Consider the following 16,658-nt stretch of genomic DNA (forward strand, 5'->3'; position numbering starts at 1 on the left):
TACCCAAATTTTTAAAGAACGATCTAATCAAAAGACTAGAAATCAACATTCAAGCAGAATGCTCATTTCTAAGCTTTCAGAAGCAGTTTATGGTGGAGCCAAGCGGGATCGAACCGCTGACCTCCTGCGTGCAAGGCAGGCGCTCTCCCAGCTGAGCTATGGCCCCATAACAAAATTGGTGGGTCTGGGCAGATTCGAACTGCCGACCTCACCCTTATCAGGGGTGCGCTCTAACCAACTGAGCTACAGACCCAATTTCGAGCTTGTAACTGTTAGCTTGGAGCTATCAGCTTGGAGCTTAAAGCTGCTTCTATCGTCTTCTTCAATGAATCAAGCAATTCGTGTGGGAGCTTATGAAGCAGCTGATGTCGTCGATTAAGGAGGTGATCCAGCCGCAGGTTCCCCTACGGCTACCTTGTTACGACTTCACCCCAGTCATGAATCACACCGTGGTAACCGTCCTCCCGAAGGTTAGACTAGCTACTTCTGGTGCAACCCACTCCCATGGTGTGACGGGCGGTGTGTACAAGGCCCGGGAACGTATTCACCGCGACATTCTGATTCGCGATTACTAGCGATTCCGACTTCACGCAGTCGAGTTGCAGACTGCGATCCGGACTACGATCGGTTTTATGGGATTAGCTCCACCTCGCGGCTTGGCAACCCTTTGTACCGACCATTGTAGCACGTGTGTAGCCCAGGCCGTAAGGGCCATGATGACTTGACGTCATCCCCACCTTCCTCCGGTTTGTCACCGGCAGTCTCCTTAGAGTGCCCACCATAACGTGCTGGTAACTAAGGACAAGGGTTGCGCTCGTTACGGGACTTAACCCAACATCTCACGACACGAGCTGACGACAGCCATGCAGCACCTGTCTCAATGTTCCCGAAGGCACCAATCTATCTCTAGAAAGTTCATTGGATGTCAAGGCCTGGTAAGGTTCTTCGCGTTGCTTCGAATTAAACCACATGCTCCACCGCTTGTGCGGGCCCCCGTCAATTCATTTGAGTTTTAACCTTGCGGCCGTACTCCCCAGGCGGTCAACTTAATGCGTTAGCTGCGCCACTAAGAGCTCAAGGCTCCCAACGGCTAGTTGACATCGTTTACGGCGTGGACTACCAGGGTATCTAATCCTGTTTGCTCCCCACGCTTTCGCACCTCAGTGTCAGTATCAGTCCAGGTGGTCGCCTTCGCCACTGGTGTTCCTTCCTATATCTACGCATTTCACCGCTACACAGGAAATTCCACCACCCTCTACCATACTCTAGCTTGCCAGTTTTGGATGCAGTTCCCAGGTTGAGCCCGGGGCTTTCACATCCAACTTAACAAACCACCTACGCGCGCTTTACGCCCAGTAATTCCGATTAACGCTTGCACCCTCTGTATTACCGCGGCTGCTGGCACAGAGTTAGCCGGTGCTTATTCTGTCGGTAACGTCAAAACAATCACGTATTAGGTAACTGCCCTTCCTCCCAACTTAAAGTGCTTTACAATCCGAAGACCTTCTTCACACACGCGGCATGGCTGGATCAGGCTTTCGCCCATTGTCCAATATTCCCCACTGCTGCCTCCCGTAGGAGTCTGGACCGTGTCTCAGTTCCAGTGTGACTGATCATCCTCTCAGACCAGTTACGGATCGTCGCCTTGGTGAGCCATTACCTCACCAACTAGCTAATCCGACCTAGGCTCATCTAATAGCGTGAGGTCCGAAGATCCCCCACTTTCTCCCGTAGGACGTATGCGGTATTAGCGCCCGTTTCCGGACGTTATCCCCCACTACTAGGCAGATTCCTAGGCATTACTCACCCGTCCGCCGCTCGCCACCAGGTACAAGTACCCGTGCTGCCGCTCGACTTGCATGTGTTAGGCCTGCCGCCAGCGTTCAATCTGAGCCATGATCAAACTCTTCAGTTCAAACATCTTTGGGTTTTGAGAAAACCCTAAACTTGGCTCAGCAATCGTTGGTTACATCTTTGATTTCTCGCGGAGTAACTTGTGATGCTGATAATCTTTTTGACTATCAGTCTGACTCCACAAGCACCCACACGAATTGCTTGATTCAGTTGTTAAAGAGCGGTTGGTTAAGATCTTTCGTCTCAACCGAGGCGCGCATTCTACAGCAGCCTCATTTGCTGTCAAGTGATTTTTTTAAGAAGTTTTCAAAGTTTCCTTTTTAACTTCAACCACTTGCGCTTCCGATCTCTCGTTAGCGGGAGGCGAATTCTACAGCGTTACACGCTGCTGTCAACACCTCTTTTTAACCGCTTTCGACCGAGAGGATCGAATCGTTAATAAGGCGAAAACACACTGCCTTACCAACTGCTTCTGGCTTCGATGAACTGAAGCGTAACCGCTGCCGAAAACCGCGTAACTCGTTGAATCTCAAGGAGTTTTCCGTTTCGACTGCGCCGGAAGTGGGGCGAATTATAGACCTGTAGAATCTGCCGTCAACACTTATTTTCGATTTTATTCAGATTTAAGCGTAATACGTGCAAATGCCTTCTTGCCGGCCTGACACACGTAGGTCGAACCCACCGCACATATAAAGGAACGATCAACAACCTCCCCCCCTACCCGCACACCACCCGAACCAAGAAGATCCCGTGCCACTGCCGCGTTCTTCACAAGCCCAGCCTTATTAAGGACAGCTGCAATCGGCATATCTTCAGCAGCGACCAACTCAACTTCCGGCAGATCCTCCGGCAGCTCGCCATCCTTCATACGGTTGCCCGCGCCACGATGGGCATTTGCGGCCGCCTCGTCACCATGGAAGCGCGCAACGATCTCCTCTGCCAGCTTGATCTTGATATCACGCGGGTTGGCGCCCGCTTCAACATCAGCTTTGAATGCATTGATCTCATCCATCGAGCGAAAGCTAAGCAGCTCGAAGTAACGCCACATCAGCGCATCAGGAATAGAGACCAGCTTGCCATACATAACCCCTGGAGCTTCCTGAATGCCTACATAGTTACCCAAGGACTTGGACATCTTCTTAACGCCATCCAACCCCTCAAGCAGAGGCATAGTCAAAATGCACTGAGCCTCTTGACCATAACCACGCTGCAGCTCGCGCCCCATCAACAGGTTGAACTTCTGATCGGTACCACCCAACTCGACATCAGCACGCAGAGCGACCGAGTCATAGCCCTGCACCAGCGGATACAAGAACTCGTGAATGGCAATCGGCTGATTGGTCGAATAGCGCTTGTCGAAGTCATCCCGCTCAAGCATGCGCGCAACGGTGTACTGGGAAGTCAGACGGATGAAATCCGCCGGCCCCATCTTGTCCATCCAAGTAGAGTTGAATGCGACCTCAGTCTTAGCAGGATCAAGAATCTTGAAAACCTGGCTCTTATAGGTCTCTGCATTATCCAGAACCTGCTCGCGAGTCAGTGGCGGACGAGTAGCGCTTTTGCCACTCGGATCACCGATCATCCCGGTGAAGTCGCCAATCAGGAAGATCACCTGGTGACCAAGATCCTGGAACTGACGCAGCTTATTAATAAGCACGGTATGGCCGAGATGCAGATCCGGAGCCGTCGGATCGAAGCCAGCCTTAATACGCAGCGGCTCGCCGCGCTTGAGCTTCTCGATCAACTCGGACTCGACCAACAACTCTTCCGCACCACGTTTGATCAGCGCTAGCTGCTCTTCAACCGACTTCATAACAGACCCGCAAGGCTCAGATTCAAAAGGGAACCAACCATACAAGATCACGGACTAATTACAAGTTTTGCCCGGCGTACGGGGGCATTCACGCAGCAGAGCGTCCGCGAGCTTGCGTCACAGATGATTTGGTTATATTTTATACAGTTATTTCATCTTCATCATGTCATTCATCTTTTCCATTTCATCTTTTCAAAGTCAAATTACCTATGACCACCGAACCGTCTAAAGCGCCACCGCTTTATCCGAAGAGCCACCTGCTCGCCGCAAGTGGCATCGCAGCCCTTCTAAGCCTGGCACTACTGGTATTCCCTTCCAGTGATGTAGAAGCCAAAAAAACGACACTAAGCCTTGACCTGGAAAGTCCGGTCGAGCAGCTGACACAAGATCAAGACGCCGCCTCCGTCGAACAAGCCACAAGCGAAAGCGTCGCCTCTCCTTTCGCACAGATCGACAACACCGCCGAAGCCCCCCCGGAGACTGCTGAAGCTGCACCAACAACCGCTGTCACGGAAGAGCAAAAAGCCCCAGGCCATAGAGAAGTGATAGTGGCCAAGGGCGATACCTTGTCCACACTCTTCGAGAAGGTTGGCCTGCCAGCTACATCTGTTCACGAAGTCCTGGCAAGCGACAAGCAAGCGAAGCAGTTTTCCCAGCTAAAACACGGCCAAAAGCTTGAGTTCGAACTGACTCAAGACGGCCAACTGAGCAACCTGCACAGTAAAGTCAGTGATCTGGAAACCATCACTCTGACCAAGGGCCCCAAAGGCTTTACCTTCAACCGAGTGATCACTAAACCAGTAGTCCGCTCGGCTTATGTGCATGGAGTCATCAATAGTTCGCTTTCACAGTCCGCGGCACGTGCCGGCCTGTCTCATAGCCTGACCATGGATATGGCCAACATTTTCGGCTACGACATCGACTTCGCGCAGGATATTCGCCAGGGTGACGAGTTTGACGTCATCTACGAACAGAAAGTAGCCAACGGCAAAGTGGTCGGTACCGGCAATATCCTTTCCGCACGCTTCACCAATCGCGGCAAGACCTACACCGCCGTGCGCTACACCAACAAACAGGGTTCCAGCAGCTACTACACCGCCGACGGCAATAGCATGCGCAAAGCGTTCATCCGTACGCCAGTGGACTTTGCCCGTATCAGCTCGCGCTTCTCAATGGGCCGTAAACACCCAATTCTGAACAAGATCCGCGCTCACAAGGGCGTCGACTACGCCGCCCCACGAGGCACGCCGATCAAGGCTGCCGGTGACGGAAAGGTTCTGCTGGCAGGCCGCCGCGGTGGTTACGGCAACACCGTGATCATTCAGCACGGCAACACCTACAGGACCCTGTATGGCCACATGCAAGGCTTTGCCAAGGGCGTCAAGACCGGCGGCTCGGTGAAACAGGGTCAGGTCATTGGGTATATCGGTACCACAGGCCTCTCTACCGGCCCTCACTTGCACTACGAGTTCCAGGTCAACGGCGTCCACGTAGACCCACTGGGCCAGAAACTGCCGATGGCTGACCCTATTGCCAAGGCCGAGCGAGCTCGCTTCCTCCAACAGAGCCAGCCTCTTATGGCTCGGATGGACCAGGAAAAGGCCACCATGCTGGCCTCGAGCAAGCGCTGAGCCATGGCGTTCTACATAGGAGTAATGTCCGGAACCAGCCTCGACGGCCTGGACATTGCCCTGATCGAGCAGAGCCCGGCGATCAGATTGATCGCTACCCACTACATCCCCATGCCAGAGACCCTGCGCGCCGAACTCCTGAGTTTGTGCGCCAGCGGCCCTGACGAGATCGCCCGTTCCGCCATGGCCCAGCAACACTGGGTCAAGCTGGCTGCCCAGGGCATCCACAGCCTTCTGCAGCAACAACAACTCCAGGCTCAAGACATTCGCGCCATAGGCAGCCACGGGCAGACCGTGCGCCATGAGCCAAGCCGCGGATTTACCGTGCAGATCGGCAACCCAGCATTGCTCACAGAACTCACCGGTATCACCGTTATCAGCGACTTCCGCAGTCGCGACGTGGCTGCCGGCGGCCAAGGCGCCCCTCTGGTCCCCGCCTTCCACGAAGCTCTGTTCGAGCAGCGCTCCGGAAAGCGTGCCGTTCTGAACGTCGGTGGCTTCAGCAACCTGAGCCTGATCGAAACCGCCAAACCGGTCGCAGGCTTTGATTGCGGCCCTGGCAACGTGCTGCTCGATGCATGGATACAGACTCAACGGGCTGAAACCTTCGACCGCAACGGCCAATGGGCGGCCAGCGGCCAGCTTGACCAGGCCCTTCTGAAGACCCTGCTCAGCGATCCATTCTTCGCCACTCAAGGCCCCAAGAGCACGGGGCGCGAGGTATTCAACCTCCAGTGGCTGAATCAGCATCTGGCCCAGCACCCCGCCATCCCCGCAGAAAATGTACAGGCCACCCTGCTGGAACTGACAGCGCTGACCATCGTCGACTCGCTGCAGGCTGCACAAGTCGGCACCCAGGAGCTTTTGGTTTGTGGCGGCGGTGCCCATAACGGCACATTGATGCGGCGCCTCAGCGCGCTACTACCCGGGACACAAGTCAACAGCACCGCCGTTTATGGCGTGGACCCCGACTGGGTAGAAGCCATGGCCTTCGCCTGGCTGGCCCATTGCTGCCTGGAAGGCATCGCCGCCAACCGGCCCAGCGTCACAGGCGCCCGCGGCCCGCGTGTACTGGGCGCTATCTACCCGGCTTGAACGCCAGATAGCAAAACGCCGCAGAGTCGTTAGGCACTGCGGCGTTTTGCTATCTGGCTTTTGCCGACTGATCAGATCGAGAACGAGGACCCGCAACCACAGGTAGTGGTGGCATTGGGGTTCTTGATCACGAACCGCGAACCTTCCAGACCTTCCTGGTAGTCCACTTCAGCACCGGCCAGGTACTGGAAACTCATCGGGTCGACCACCAGGCTTACGCCTTCGCGCTCGACGATGGTGTCGTCCTCGGCCACTTCCTCATCGAAAGTGAAACCGTACTGGAACCCCGAACAACCGCCGCCCGTAACGAATACGCGCAGCTTCAAGCGATCATTACCCTCTTCGTCGACCAGGGTCTTCACCTTGTGCGCTGCACCTTGAGTGAATTGCAAAGCCGTGGGGGTGAAGGATTCAACGCTCATGCTGACTATCTCCCGGCGTTAAGCCGCCATACTGCGTAATGACGCGCATTATCCGCTTCTCCCAGAAAAGCGGTCAACTATTGTTACGGTATATCAATAGTCGTCCAGTTGCCCGCAGAACGCAGAAAGGCCCGTCAGACGGGCCTTTCTGTTCACCTCTAAACCGACCTTAAGGCAGCATGCCAGCGTGGGACAGCCCCAGGCGCTCGTCCAAGCCGAACAGAATGTTGAGGTTTTGCACCGCCTGGCCGGAAGCTCCCTTGACCAGATTGTCGATGACCGACAGCACCACCACCAGATCACCATCCTGTGGCCGGTGCACGGCAATCCGACATACGTTGGCACCACGCACACTGCGAGTCTCAGGATGACTGCCCGCCGGCATCACATCAACGAAAGGCTCGTTGGCATAACGCTTCTCAAACAGCGCTTGCAGATCAACCGAGCGGTCCACCACGGTCGCGTAGAGCGTCGAGTGAATGCCGCGAATCATTGGCGTCAGATGCGGCACAAAGGTCAGGCCGACGTCCTTGCCTGCCGCCCGACGCAGACCCTGGCGTATTTCCGGCAAGTGACGATGCCCTTTGACCGCATAGGCCTTCATGCTCTCAGAGGTTTCCGAGTACAGCGAACCGACGCTGGCACCACGGCCTGCTCCACTGACACCGGACTTGCAATCAGCGATCAACTGCGTAGTGTCGGCAAGACCGGCCTCCAGCAATGGCAGGAAGCCCAGCTGGGTGGCCGTTGGATAGCACCCGGGAACGGCAATCAGACGAGCCTTCTTTATTTGCTCACGGTTGACTTCCGGTAGTCCGTAGACCGCCTCATCCAGCAGCTCAGGTGCGCCGTGGGGCTGGCCGTACCATTTGGCCCACTCATCGGCATCCTGCAGACGGAAGTCCGCCGACAAATCGATGACCTTGGTCCCAGCCGCCAGCAACTCGCCGGCCAGTGCATGGGCTACACCGTGGGGCGTTGCGAAGAACACCACATCACAGGCACCCAGCGTCTTGATATCCGGCACGCTGAAAGCCAGGCCGTCATAGTGACCGCGCAGGTTCGGGTACATGTCGGCTACGGCCAGGCCCGCCTCGGATCGCGAAGTGATGACTTCCACTCGCGCCTGCGGATGCTGTGCCAACAGACGCAGCAGTTCGACACCGGTGTAACCCGTGCCGCCGACAATACCGACCTTGACCATAAACCTGCCCTCAACGAACCCACTGGAAAGCTGCCGATAATAGGGGGGGCGCGCCCCTGCGACAACCGTCAAGGTGACGTGCGGCCGCTCTACCCTCTACTATCTTCGTCACCGTGAACCTGGGAATAACTAAAAATGCTCTATCTATGGCTCAAAGCCTTTCATATCGTCAGTGTGGTCTGCTGGTTTGCCGGCCTTTTCTACCTGCCGCGCCTGTTCGTCTATCACGCTCAAAGCGAAGACAGCGTCAGCCGTGAGCGCTTCTGCCTCATGGAGCGCAAGCTGTATCGCTTCATCATGGGGCCGGCAATGATCGCCGCGCTGATCTTTGGCATCTGGTTGATCAGCCTCAATCCCAGCGCCTACTTCGGCCAGGGTGGCTGGATGCACGCCAAACTGACCCTGGTGGTGATCCTGATCGGGTACCACCACATGTGCGGCGCTCAAGTGAAACGTTTTGCCCGTGGCGAAAACACCCGCAGCCATGTCTTTTATCGCTGGTTCAATGAAGTACCGGTCCTGATATTGCTGGCTATTGTAATTTTGGTCGTTGTACGGCCGTTCTAACTCTTACTAGTCGCTTCCCCTGGGGGTACTCCAATGTCACTGCCCGCTCTGCTCGAACAACGCCTGCGCCTGCCTCTGGTGGCGGCGCCAATGTTCCTGATCTCCAACCCTGAACTGGTTCTGGCCTGCTGTCGCAATGGCGTGGTAGGCAGCTTCCCCGCCCTCAACCAGCGTGAGAGCAGTGGCTTCAAGGCCTGGCTAGAGGAGATCGAAGCAGGGTTGGCCAAATTGGAGAACCCTGCCCCCTACGCGGTGAACCTGATCGTGCACAACAGCAACCCGCGTCTGCAGGCGGATTTACAGATCTGCATCGAACACCAGGTGCCGATCGTCATCACCAGCCTGGGCGCAGTCAAGGAAGTGGTAGACGCCGTACACAGCTATGGCGGGCTGGTATTCCATGACGTGACCACCCGCCGGCATGCGGAGAAAGCTGCAGAGGCCGGAGTCGACGGACTGATCGCTGTAGCGGCAGGGGCTGGCGGACATGCCGGAACCTGGAGCCCGTTCTCCCTTATTGCCGAGATTCGCCAGTTCTTCGACAAGACCCTGTTGCTGGCCGGCTGCCTGAACCGCGGTCACGAGATTCTCGCCGCACAGCTGCTGGGCGCCGACCTGGCCTATCTGGGCACCCGTTTTATCGGCACCACCGAAAGCCATGCACCGGACGCCTATAAAGAGATGCTGCTCAACTCTCGCGCTGCGGATATCGTGCACACTGCCGCCGTCTCCGGGGTCCCTGCCAGCTTCATGCGCCAGAGCCTGGAAAACGCCGGTTTCGACCTGGCAGCCCTGCAAGGTAAAGGCGAAGTCAATTTCGGCTCCAAGCTCAAACCCATCAGCGACGAAGCCAAGGCCTGGAAAACCGTGTGGTCTGCCGGCCAGGGCGTCGGTGAGATCAACGACCTGCCCAGCGTCGATCAACTGATTGCCCGCCTGGACAGCGAGTACCAGGCCGCTCAGGAACGCTCGACGCAACTCATAAAACGCTGGCCACGCTAACCAGTTCTCATTGTTTTTTGGCCAGCCGGGGGGCACTGGCCTTAAACTGTCGGCCTTTTATGTAAGCCTTCTTTTCAAGCGACAGGGATGCCCCCATGAGCGAGACCCGCTACAAGATTGTTTTCGACGGCACATTGCTGCCCGGCGTGGAAAAATCCACCGCCCAACTGAACCTGGCCGAACTGTTCAAAAGCGATGTCGCTGCCGTGGAACGCCTGTTCAGTGGCCAACAGGTGGAACTCAAGCGCGACCTGACCCAGGCCGATGCCCAGCGCTACCTGGAAGCGTTGAAGAACACCGGGATCGATGCCCGCATCGAATCCGAGCCCTCGTTGCAGCTGAACCTCGATGCAGTAACCCCCACGCCCACGGCCGCCAGCATCAGCGCTTCGCCCTATGCGCCCCCGCAAGCGGCGGTGGGAGATGCCCTCCCCCAATACGCCACACTCAATGTCTTCAGTTTCGAAGGCCGCATCGGTCGCCTGCGCTATCTGGCCTGGACCCTGGTCCTGACGGTGGCCATGCTGGCAGTGATCGGTGTGGGCGCCTTCTTCGGCATCCTGTCCGCCGCAATGTTCAACTCCACACTGCTCACTGTCCTGGGGATTACTGGTGGGGTAGTGGTCTTCATCGGCTTCATCGTCGTCAGCATCCAGATCAGCGTGCAGCGCCTGCACGACCTCGGCTGGTCGGGCTGGCTGTGGCTGCTGAACTTCGTCCCTATCGTCGGCAGCGTGTTCCCGCTGGTGCTGATGGTCAGCCCGGGCAGCAACGTGGCCAACCGCTACGGCGCGCCACCTCCGCCCAACACCACCGCCGTCAAGGTCCTGTCCTGGATGTGGGTAGTCTTGATCGCCGTCCTGATCGTGGGTGTGGTGGCCGGTGGCCTGAGTTCCCTGGAAGACAGCTACAGCGACACCAGCTACAGCGAAACCATCGATTCCAGCAGCGCCGATGAAGATGCTGAACCAGCGGACATCGCCGCCCCTGTAGAATCCGAGCAAGAATAAACGCGCCCCAGCCTGCGACCCTTCCTGTCGCAGGCCGCTGGCCGTTGCGATGGAGAAATGCATGACCCGTTACGCTCTGATCACTGGTGCTTCCAGCGGCATAGGCCTGGCCCTTGCCGAAGCACTGGCCCGGCGTGGCCGCAACCTGATTCTCGTGGCCCGCCAGCGTGATCAGCTGGAATGCATCGCCCTGGAGCTGACCCAACGCTTCGGCGTCGAAGTATTGTTCCGGGCCTGCGATCTGGGAGAGCCTCTGCGACTGTCCGGCTTCCTGCTGGAACTGGAGGAAGGCGACCGCCAGATCGACATGCTGGTCAATTGTGCCGGGATCGGTACCAGCGGCCCTTTCCTGGCCCAGGACTGGATGACCGAACAAGACCTGATCGAGGTCAACATCCTTGCGCTGACCCGCCTTTGCCACGCCTTGGGCAACAGCATGGCCCTGCTGGGTGGAGGACAGATACTCAACGTCGCCTCGGTAGCGGCCTTCTATCCCGGCCCCTGGATGAGTACCTACTACGCCAGCAAGGCCTATGTTCTGCACTTTTCCGAAGGGCTGCGCGAAGAGCTGAAAAAATGCGCGGTCAAGGTCTCGGTGCTGTGCCCCGGCCCCACCCGCACCGCATTCTTCCGCACCGCCCAGATGGACACTCAGAAGCTCAAGGACAGTAAGTTGCTCATGAGCCCCGAAGAAGTCGCGTTGTACGCAGTGCGGGCCCTGGAAAAGAACCGTGCCATCATCATCCCCGGCCGCTTGAACCGCTGGATGGCCTTCAGCAGCCGCCTGGGCTCTCGCTGGCTGACCCGCAAGATCGTCGGTTACTTCAATCGGGCCTATTGCCCACGTTAGATGTTCGGACTGGGCGCACATTGTGAGCCTGAGTACACTCACCCCGGACCAACCCAATGGAGAAACAGCTGTGGATACTCTGTTCACCAAGATCATCAACAGAGAAATACCCGCGAAGATCATCTACGAGGACGACCAGGTTCTGGCCTTCCACGATATTGCTCCGCAAGCACCGGTGCACTTCCTGGTCATACCGAAGAAGCCCATTCGCACCCTCAACGACCTCACCGAGGACGACAAAACCCTGGCCGGACACATCCTGTTCACCGCCCAGCGCCTGGCCAAGGAACAAGGTTGCGAGGACGGCTTCCGGGTGGTGATGAACTGCAATGAGCTGGGCGGTCAGACCGTCTACCACATTCATATGCACGTGCTGGGTCAGCGTCAGATGAACTGGCCTCCGGGCTGATTGCCCGCCAACACTCGTGTACCGCGCACCCTCGCCCACTCCCAGGCGAGGGTGCGCTGATCCAGCGCAGTTTTCACCCTGTCGATTGGAGTAAACTGGCCGCCGTGATTCTTCCCGGAGATAAGCATGACTACCCAACGTCACTACTCGCCGATTGACCGTCTGCTGCTGCAAGCTGATATGGCCATGCGTACGCTGCTGCCTTTCAGCGGCCAACCTTATCGCCCGTCACCGGCCATAGTGCAGCCGGAAGCGCAGATGAGTGACGAGGATACCCGGCACGTCGCCGGCCTGATGCGTATCAATCACACCGGGGAAGTCTGCGCCCAGGCGCTCTACCAGGGCCAGGCCCTGACCGCCAAACTGCCCCAGGTACGCCAGGCCATGGAGCATGCCGCCGAAGAGGAAATCGACCACCTGGCCTGGTGCGAACAGCGCATCCGCCAACTGGGTAGCCACCCGAGTGTTCTCAACCCGTTGTTCTATGGCCTGTCATTCGGCATCGGCGCCGCCGCCGGCCTGATCAGCGACAAAGTCAGCCTGGGGTTCGTCGCCGCCACCGAAGACCAGGTCTGCAAGCACCTGAACGAACACCTGGAACAACTACCGGCAGAAGACGAAAAGTCCCGGGCCATCCTGGAGCAGATGCGCATCGACGAAGAGCACCACGCAGAAACCGCTCTCGAAGCGGGCGGCTTCCGCTTCCCGGCACCGGTGAAGTTCGGCATGAGCCTGTTGGCCAAGGTCATGACCAAGAGCACCTATCGGATCTGATCCCGGCCAGTACCGAACACAAAAAAGGGCGCTCTTGAGGCGCCCTTTTCCTTTACCGACGAACTGCGTCCCGGCTCAACCCAACTCGACGATTTCGTAATCGTGGGTAATGGCCACGCCAGCAGCCCCGAGCATGATCGAAGCCGAGCAATACTTCTCGGCGGACAGTTCGATGGCCCGCTTGACCTGAGCCTCCTTCAGCCCACGCCCCTTGACCACGAAATGCATGTGAATCTTGGTGAAGACCTTCGGGTCCTCGGTTGCACGCTCGGCTTCAAGAAAGGCCTCACAGCTTTCAACCGCCTGACGCGACTTCTTCAGGATGCTGACCACGTCGAAATTGCTGCAACCGCCCACACCGAGCAGGAGCATCTCCATGGGGCGAACACCCAGGTTGCGTCCACCGGCTTCTGGCGGACCGTCCATCACCACAACGTGGCCACTGCCTGACTCACCGAGGAACATGGCTTCGCCAGCCCATTGGATGCGTGCCTTCATCGCCAAGACTCCACTGTAAAAAAAGGGTCGCCAGCTTAGCACAGGGTTTTGCACGGGCTGCGCTTTGCATGTTCACAGCAGATTACCGATCTTCACTAAGAAAAATCTTAAATCCGTCAAGGATGTGTCTGTTAAGCTGACGCCAAATGACTGGCGCTTAGCCAGCGTTCAACGTCCTCGTTTTACGCCCATAAAAATCACCTCATACCGTGCAGTCTTCTCGGGATACAACCATGGTTGCTATTGCCCCCACCCCCAGGATCAAAAATCTCGACAAGTTGCTGATGCACTGTCAACGCCGCCGGTATCAGGCCAAGAGCAACATCATCTGCGCCGGTGATGTGTCCGACAGCCTGTATTTCATCATCAAGGGCTCGGTGACCATCCTCATCGAGGATGACGATGGCCGGGAGATGATCATCGCCTACCTCAACGCCGGGGATTTCTTCGGTGAACTGGGACTTTTCGAAGAGGCCGGTCACGAACAGCAACGCAGCGCCTGGGTACGGGCAAAAGTGGAATGCGAAGTCGCCGAGATCAGCTACATCAAGTTTCGCGAGTTGTCGCAGAACGACCCGGACATTCTCTACGTCCTCAGCGGGCAGATTGCCCAGCGCCTGCGCAATACCACGCGCAAGGTCGGCGACCTGGCGTTCTTCGACGTGACCGGACGGGTTGCCCGCTGCCTGCTGGAGCTGTGCAAGCAACCGGATGCCATGACCCACCCCGACGGCATGCAGATCAAGATCACCCGTCAGGAGATCGGCCGGATAGTCGGCTGCTCCCGAGAAATGGTCGGCCGCGTCCTCAAGGACCTTGAGGAGCGCAACCTGGTTCACGTCAAAGGCAAGACCATGGTGGTGTTCGGCACCCGCTAACCCGGCAGAAAGCTCTTGAGCATCTGCCGGTACAGGCTGTCCAGCCGGGCCACGGCATTCTCTGCGGTAAACGCCTCATGCAGGGCGATATGGCTTTCAGCCCGGCAACGCTGCTCCAGGCCGCAAGCCTGATTGAAGGTATTGACCGCCCCCACCATGGAGTCGCGCTCGTTATCCAACAGCAGGGCACCGTGTACCAGCCCCACCGGGCGCTGTCCGCCTTTGCTCTGACGCCAGCGCTGGGCTGTACCGACCATCTTGCGCCCCTCCAGATTGACGTTGAAACGGCCATCGCAAAAGGCGCCGTCCACCTCCCCCAACGACGGATTGCCTCCCAGCTCACTGAGCAGATCGCAAATCGGCTGGCACAGACGCCGATAGGCCGTTTCGATCCGCCCCTGATCCCCCTCGCTGCGCGGTGGCGCATAGACCAGCGCAATATTCACCGTGGCTGCCGATTGCGGCACCGGCTCACCGCCGGTTTCCCGCAGCAGCACCGGCCAGCCGTTGGCCGCCGACGCCTGGCAAGCCTGCTCGAACCCCGGCAGGCGACTCAAGCGCCGGGGCATCACCAGCGCCCGATCGCTGGGCTGCCAGAACAGCAGCCCAAACTCCTGCTCGCCAGCACACACCAGCGCCAGCAGATCCTGCTCGGCCTGCAGGCCAGCTTCGACAGTCAAGGCAAGGGGTTGGGTCATGACAGTGGAAATCCTTTGCAATAGATACGAAAAAGCCGGCATCGCCGGCTTATTCATTATTTCAGGTTCAGTCCAGGGTCGAACCGCTGACCGGCACGCCACGCTCGGGGAAGAACAAGCGTTGCAACTCGCTGCCCGGGCTCTCGGCGCGCATGAATGCCTCGCCCACCAGGAACGAATAGACATCACTGATTTCCATCAGCTCGACATCGGCACGGTTGAGAATGCCGCTCTCGGTAATCACCAGGCGATCGCGAGGAATCCGCGGCAGCAGGTCGAGAGTGGTTTCCAGGTCGACTTCGAAGGTATGCAGATTGCGGTTGTTGATCCCGACCAACGGTGTGTCGAGGGTCTTCAGCGCCCGCTCCAACTCGTCGCCGTCGTGCACTTCCACCAGCACATCCAGACCGACACCCTTGGCCACCGTCGCCAACTCGGCCATCCGCTGGTCGTCCAGCGCAGCGACAATCAGCAGCACACAGTCGGCACCGAGGGCACGGGCTTCGACGATCTGGTAGGGATCGATCATGAAATCCTTGCGGATCACCGGCAGTTTGCAGGCCGCGCGGGCCTGCTGCAGGTAGGCATCGGCCCCCTGGAAGTAATCGACGTCAGTCAACACCGACAGGCAAGTGGCACCGCCCTTCTCGTAGCTCTTGGCGATCTCTGCCGGCACGAAATTCTCGCGGATCACGCCTTTGCTCGGCGAAGCTTTCTTGATCTCGGCAATCACCGCCGGCTGCTTGAGCTTGACCTGCTCCTGCAGCGCCCTGGCGAAACCCCGCGGCGCATCGGCTGCCCGCGCCAGGCTCTCCAGCTCGGCCAGACTGACGCGAGCGCTGCGCTCGGCAACTTCCTCAACCTTGCGGGCGAGGATTTTTTCCAGAACTGTCGGCACACTCATCCTTCATTCTCCTGCTTGAACACCGCGGTAAAGGCGCCCAGCTCCTCGAGCTTTTCCCGGGCCAAGCCGGTGTGCAAGGCATCGTGCGCCAGGGCCACGCCCTCTCTCAAGCTGCTGGCATGATCCGCGGCATACAGCGCCGCACCGGCATTGAGCACAATCATCTCGGCGGCCTTCTGGCCGTGCTCGGTCTTGCGTCGTCCCAGGGCATCGCGGATCAGCTCAAGGGACGCCGCCGGGCTCTCCACCACCAAGCCAAACAGACTCTGGCTCTTCATGCCCAAGTCCTCGGGCTGTACCCAGTACTCGGTGATCTGGTCATTCTTCAGCTCGGCAACATAGGTCGGCGCCGCCAGGCTGAACTCGTCCAGGCCATCCTGGGAATGCACCACCAGCACATGTTTGCTGCCCAGACGCTGCAAAACCTCGGCCAATGGCCGGCACAAGGCCTGAGTGAATACCCCCACCACCTGATGTTTCACGCCGGCCGGATTCGTAAGCGGGCCAAGCATGTTGAACAGGGTGCGCAGGCCGAGGTCACGGCGCGGGCCGGCGGCATATTTCATAGCGCCGTGATGAGACTGGGCAAACATGAAGCCGATGCCGACGTTGTCGATGCAGCGCGCGACCTGGACTGGCGTCAGGTTCAGGTAGATCCCGGCCGCCTCCAACAGATCGGCGCTGCCGCTCTTGCCGGATACCGCACGATTACCATGCTTGGCGACGGTGCAGCCGGCGGCGGCAACAACAAAGGAAGACGCTGTGGAAACGTTGAAAATGTTCGCACCGTCACCGCCGGTGCCGACCACATCCACCACACCGTCGAGGGTTTTCAGTTCGACCGTGTCAGCCAGTTCACGCATCACCGATACCGCGCCGACGATCTCGTCGATGCTTTCGCTTTTCATGCGCATGGCCATCATGAAGGCGCCAATCTGCGCATCGGTGCATTGGCCGGTCATGATCTCGCGCATGACATCGCGCATCTCATCGGTGCTCAGGTCCAGATGGCCGACAATACGGCTCAGGGCAGTCTTGATATCCATGAA

At 58.1% G+C, this 16,658-nt stretch carries 16 protein-coding genes, 2 tRNA genes and 1 rRNA gene; 9 read left to right on the plus strand and 10 right to left on the minus strand.

Going from position 1 to position 16,658, the window contains the following annotated elements:
• Positions 1–90: 90 nt before the first annotated feature.
• The 4 genes from PFZ56_RS02510 to tyrS form a co-directional block, all read right to left on the minus strand.
• Positions 91–166: transfer RNA gene (locus PFZ56_RS02510), tRNA-Ala, on the minus strand.
• A 10-nt stretch (positions 167–176) separates the two neighbouring features.
• Positions 177–253, minus strand: a tRNA-Ile gene (locus PFZ56_RS02515).
• Between the two features lie 123 nt (positions 254–376).
• Positions 377–1,915: ribosomal RNA gene (locus PFZ56_RS02520) — 16S ribosomal RNA — on the minus strand.
• 552 nt (positions 1,916–2,467) lie between these two features.
• A complete protein-coding gene (gene tyrS, locus PFZ56_RS02525) occupies positions 2,468–3,667 on the minus strand; it encodes a tyrosine--tRNA ligase (RefSeq protein WP_102861892.1) in 1,200 nt (399 codons plus the stop codon).
• Between the two features lie 209 nt (positions 3,668–3,876).
• Here tyrS and PFZ56_RS02530 point away from each other — a divergent pair, with 209 nt between their 5' ends.
• Positions 3,877–5,298 carry a peptidoglycan DD-metalloendopeptidase family protein gene (locus tag PFZ56_RS02530; protein ID WP_102881021.1) on the plus strand — a complete coding sequence of 474 codons (1,422 nt, stop codon included), beginning with the start codon at positions 3,877–3,879 and terminating at the stop codon, positions 5,296–5,298.
• A gap of 3 nt (positions 5,299–5,301) precedes the next feature.
• Complete coding sequence (locus tag PFZ56_RS02535) at positions 5,302–6,393, plus strand: anhydro-N-acetylmuramic acid kinase (RefSeq protein ID WP_170002849.1); 1,092 nt, start codon at positions 5,302–5,304, stop codon at positions 6,391–6,393.
• Between the two features lie 71 nt (positions 6,394–6,464).
• Here the strand turns inward: PFZ56_RS02535 and erpA are convergent, their stop codons facing one another.
• Both erpA and argC read right to left on the minus strand, forming a co-directional pair.
• Positions 6,465–6,815, minus strand: a complete 351-nt coding sequence (gene erpA / locus PFZ56_RS02540; protein ID WP_011063789.1) for an iron-sulfur cluster insertion protein ErpA — start codon at positions 6,813–6,815, stop codon at positions 6,465–6,467.
• A 169-nt stretch (positions 6,816–6,984) separates the two neighbouring features.
• Positions 6,985–8,019, minus strand: coding sequence for an N-acetyl-gamma-glutamyl-phosphate reductase (argC, locus tag PFZ56_RS02545; protein WP_102881023.1), 1,035 nt, complete (start codon positions 8,017–8,019; stop codon positions 6,985–6,987).
• 135 nt (positions 8,020–8,154) lie between these two features.
• Here argC and hemJ point away from each other — a divergent pair, with 135 nt between their 5' ends.
• The 6 genes from hemJ to coq7 all read left to right on the plus strand — a co-directional run bounded on the left by hemJ (position 8,155) and on the right by coq7 (position 12,631).
• Positions 8,155–8,586, plus strand: a complete 432-nt coding sequence (gene hemJ / locus PFZ56_RS02550; protein WP_102881024.1) for a protoporphyrinogen oxidase HemJ — start codon at positions 8,155–8,157, stop codon at positions 8,584–8,586.
• 33 nt (positions 8,587–8,619) lie between these two features.
• Positions 8,620–9,588, plus strand: coding sequence for a nitronate monooxygenase family protein (locus PFZ56_RS02555; protein WP_102881025.1), 969 nt, complete (start codon positions 8,620–8,622; stop codon positions 9,586–9,588).
• Positions 9,589–9,683: 95 nt separating this feature from the next.
• Positions 9,684–10,598 (plus strand): DUF805 domain-containing protein, encoded by a 915-nt coding sequence (locus tag PFZ56_RS02560; RefSeq protein ID WP_170002850.1) that lies wholly within the window; start codon positions 9,684–9,686, stop codon positions 10,596–10,598.
• 61 nt (positions 10,599–10,659) lie between these two features.
• Positions 10,660–11,448 (plus strand): SDR family oxidoreductase, encoded by a 789-nt coding sequence (locus PFZ56_RS02565; RefSeq protein WP_170002852.1) that lies wholly within the window; start codon positions 10,660–10,662, stop codon positions 11,446–11,448.
• A gap of 70 nt (positions 11,449–11,518) precedes the next feature.
• Positions 11,519–11,857 (plus strand): histidine triad nucleotide-binding protein, encoded by a 339-nt coding sequence (locus PFZ56_RS02570; RefSeq protein WP_011063795.1) that lies wholly within the window; start codon positions 11,519–11,521, stop codon positions 11,855–11,857.
• Between the two features lie 126 nt (positions 11,858–11,983).
• Positions 11,984–12,631, plus strand: a complete 648-nt coding sequence (gene coq7, locus PFZ56_RS02575) for a 2-polyprenyl-3-methyl-6-methoxy-1,4-benzoquinone monooxygenase (protein WP_011063796.1) — start codon at positions 11,984–11,986, stop codon at positions 12,629–12,631.
• A 75-nt stretch (positions 12,632–12,706) separates the two neighbouring features.
• Here the strand turns inward: coq7 and PFZ56_RS02580 are convergent, their stop codons facing one another.
• The gene (locus PFZ56_RS02580) at positions 12,707–13,129 is read right to left on the minus strand and encodes an OsmC family protein (protein WP_020295492.1); all 423 of its coding nucleotides are present in this window, start codon (positions 13,127–13,129) and stop codon (positions 12,707–12,709) included.
• 233 nt (positions 13,130–13,362) lie between these two features.
• On the opposite strand from PFZ56_RS02580, the gene crp reads away from it, so the two are divergent.
• Positions 13,363–14,007 carry a cAMP-activated global transcriptional regulator CRP gene (gene crp, locus PFZ56_RS02585; RefSeq protein WP_102861900.1) on the plus strand — a complete coding sequence of 215 codons (645 nt, stop codon included), beginning with the start codon at positions 13,363–13,365 and terminating at the stop codon, positions 14,005–14,007.
• Here the strand turns inward: crp and PFZ56_RS02590 are convergent.
• From PFZ56_RS02590 to trpD, 3 genes are all read right to left on the minus strand, one after another.
• Positions 14,004–14,705 carry a lipoate--protein ligase family protein gene (locus PFZ56_RS02590; RefSeq protein ID WP_110594498.1) on the minus strand — a complete coding sequence of 234 codons (702 nt, stop codon included), beginning with the start codon at positions 14,703–14,705 and terminating at the stop codon, positions 14,004–14,006. The genes crp and PFZ56_RS02590 overlap by 4 nt on opposite strands.
• Before the next feature lie 67 nt (positions 14,706–14,772).
• The gene (gene trpC / locus PFZ56_RS02595) at positions 14,773–15,609 is read right to left on the minus strand and encodes an indole-3-glycerol phosphate synthase TrpC (RefSeq protein WP_102861902.1); all 837 of its coding nucleotides are present in this window, start codon (positions 15,607–15,609) and stop codon (positions 14,773–14,775) included.
• Positions 15,606–16,655: an anthranilate phosphoribosyltransferase gene (trpD, locus tag PFZ56_RS02600; RefSeq protein WP_102881030.1), complete on the minus strand. Its 1,050-nt coding sequence runs from the start codon at positions 16,653–16,655 to the stop codon at positions 15,606–15,608. The genes trpC and trpD overlap by 4 nt, the downstream gene beginning before the upstream one ends.
• Positions 16,656–16,658 lie beyond the last annotated feature (3 nt).

The organism is Pseudomonas danubii (assembly GCF_042980055.1).
GTDB classification, from domain to species: domain Bacteria; phylum Pseudomonadota; class Gammaproteobacteria; order Pseudomonadales; family Pseudomonadaceae; genus Aquipseudomonas; species Aquipseudomonas danubii.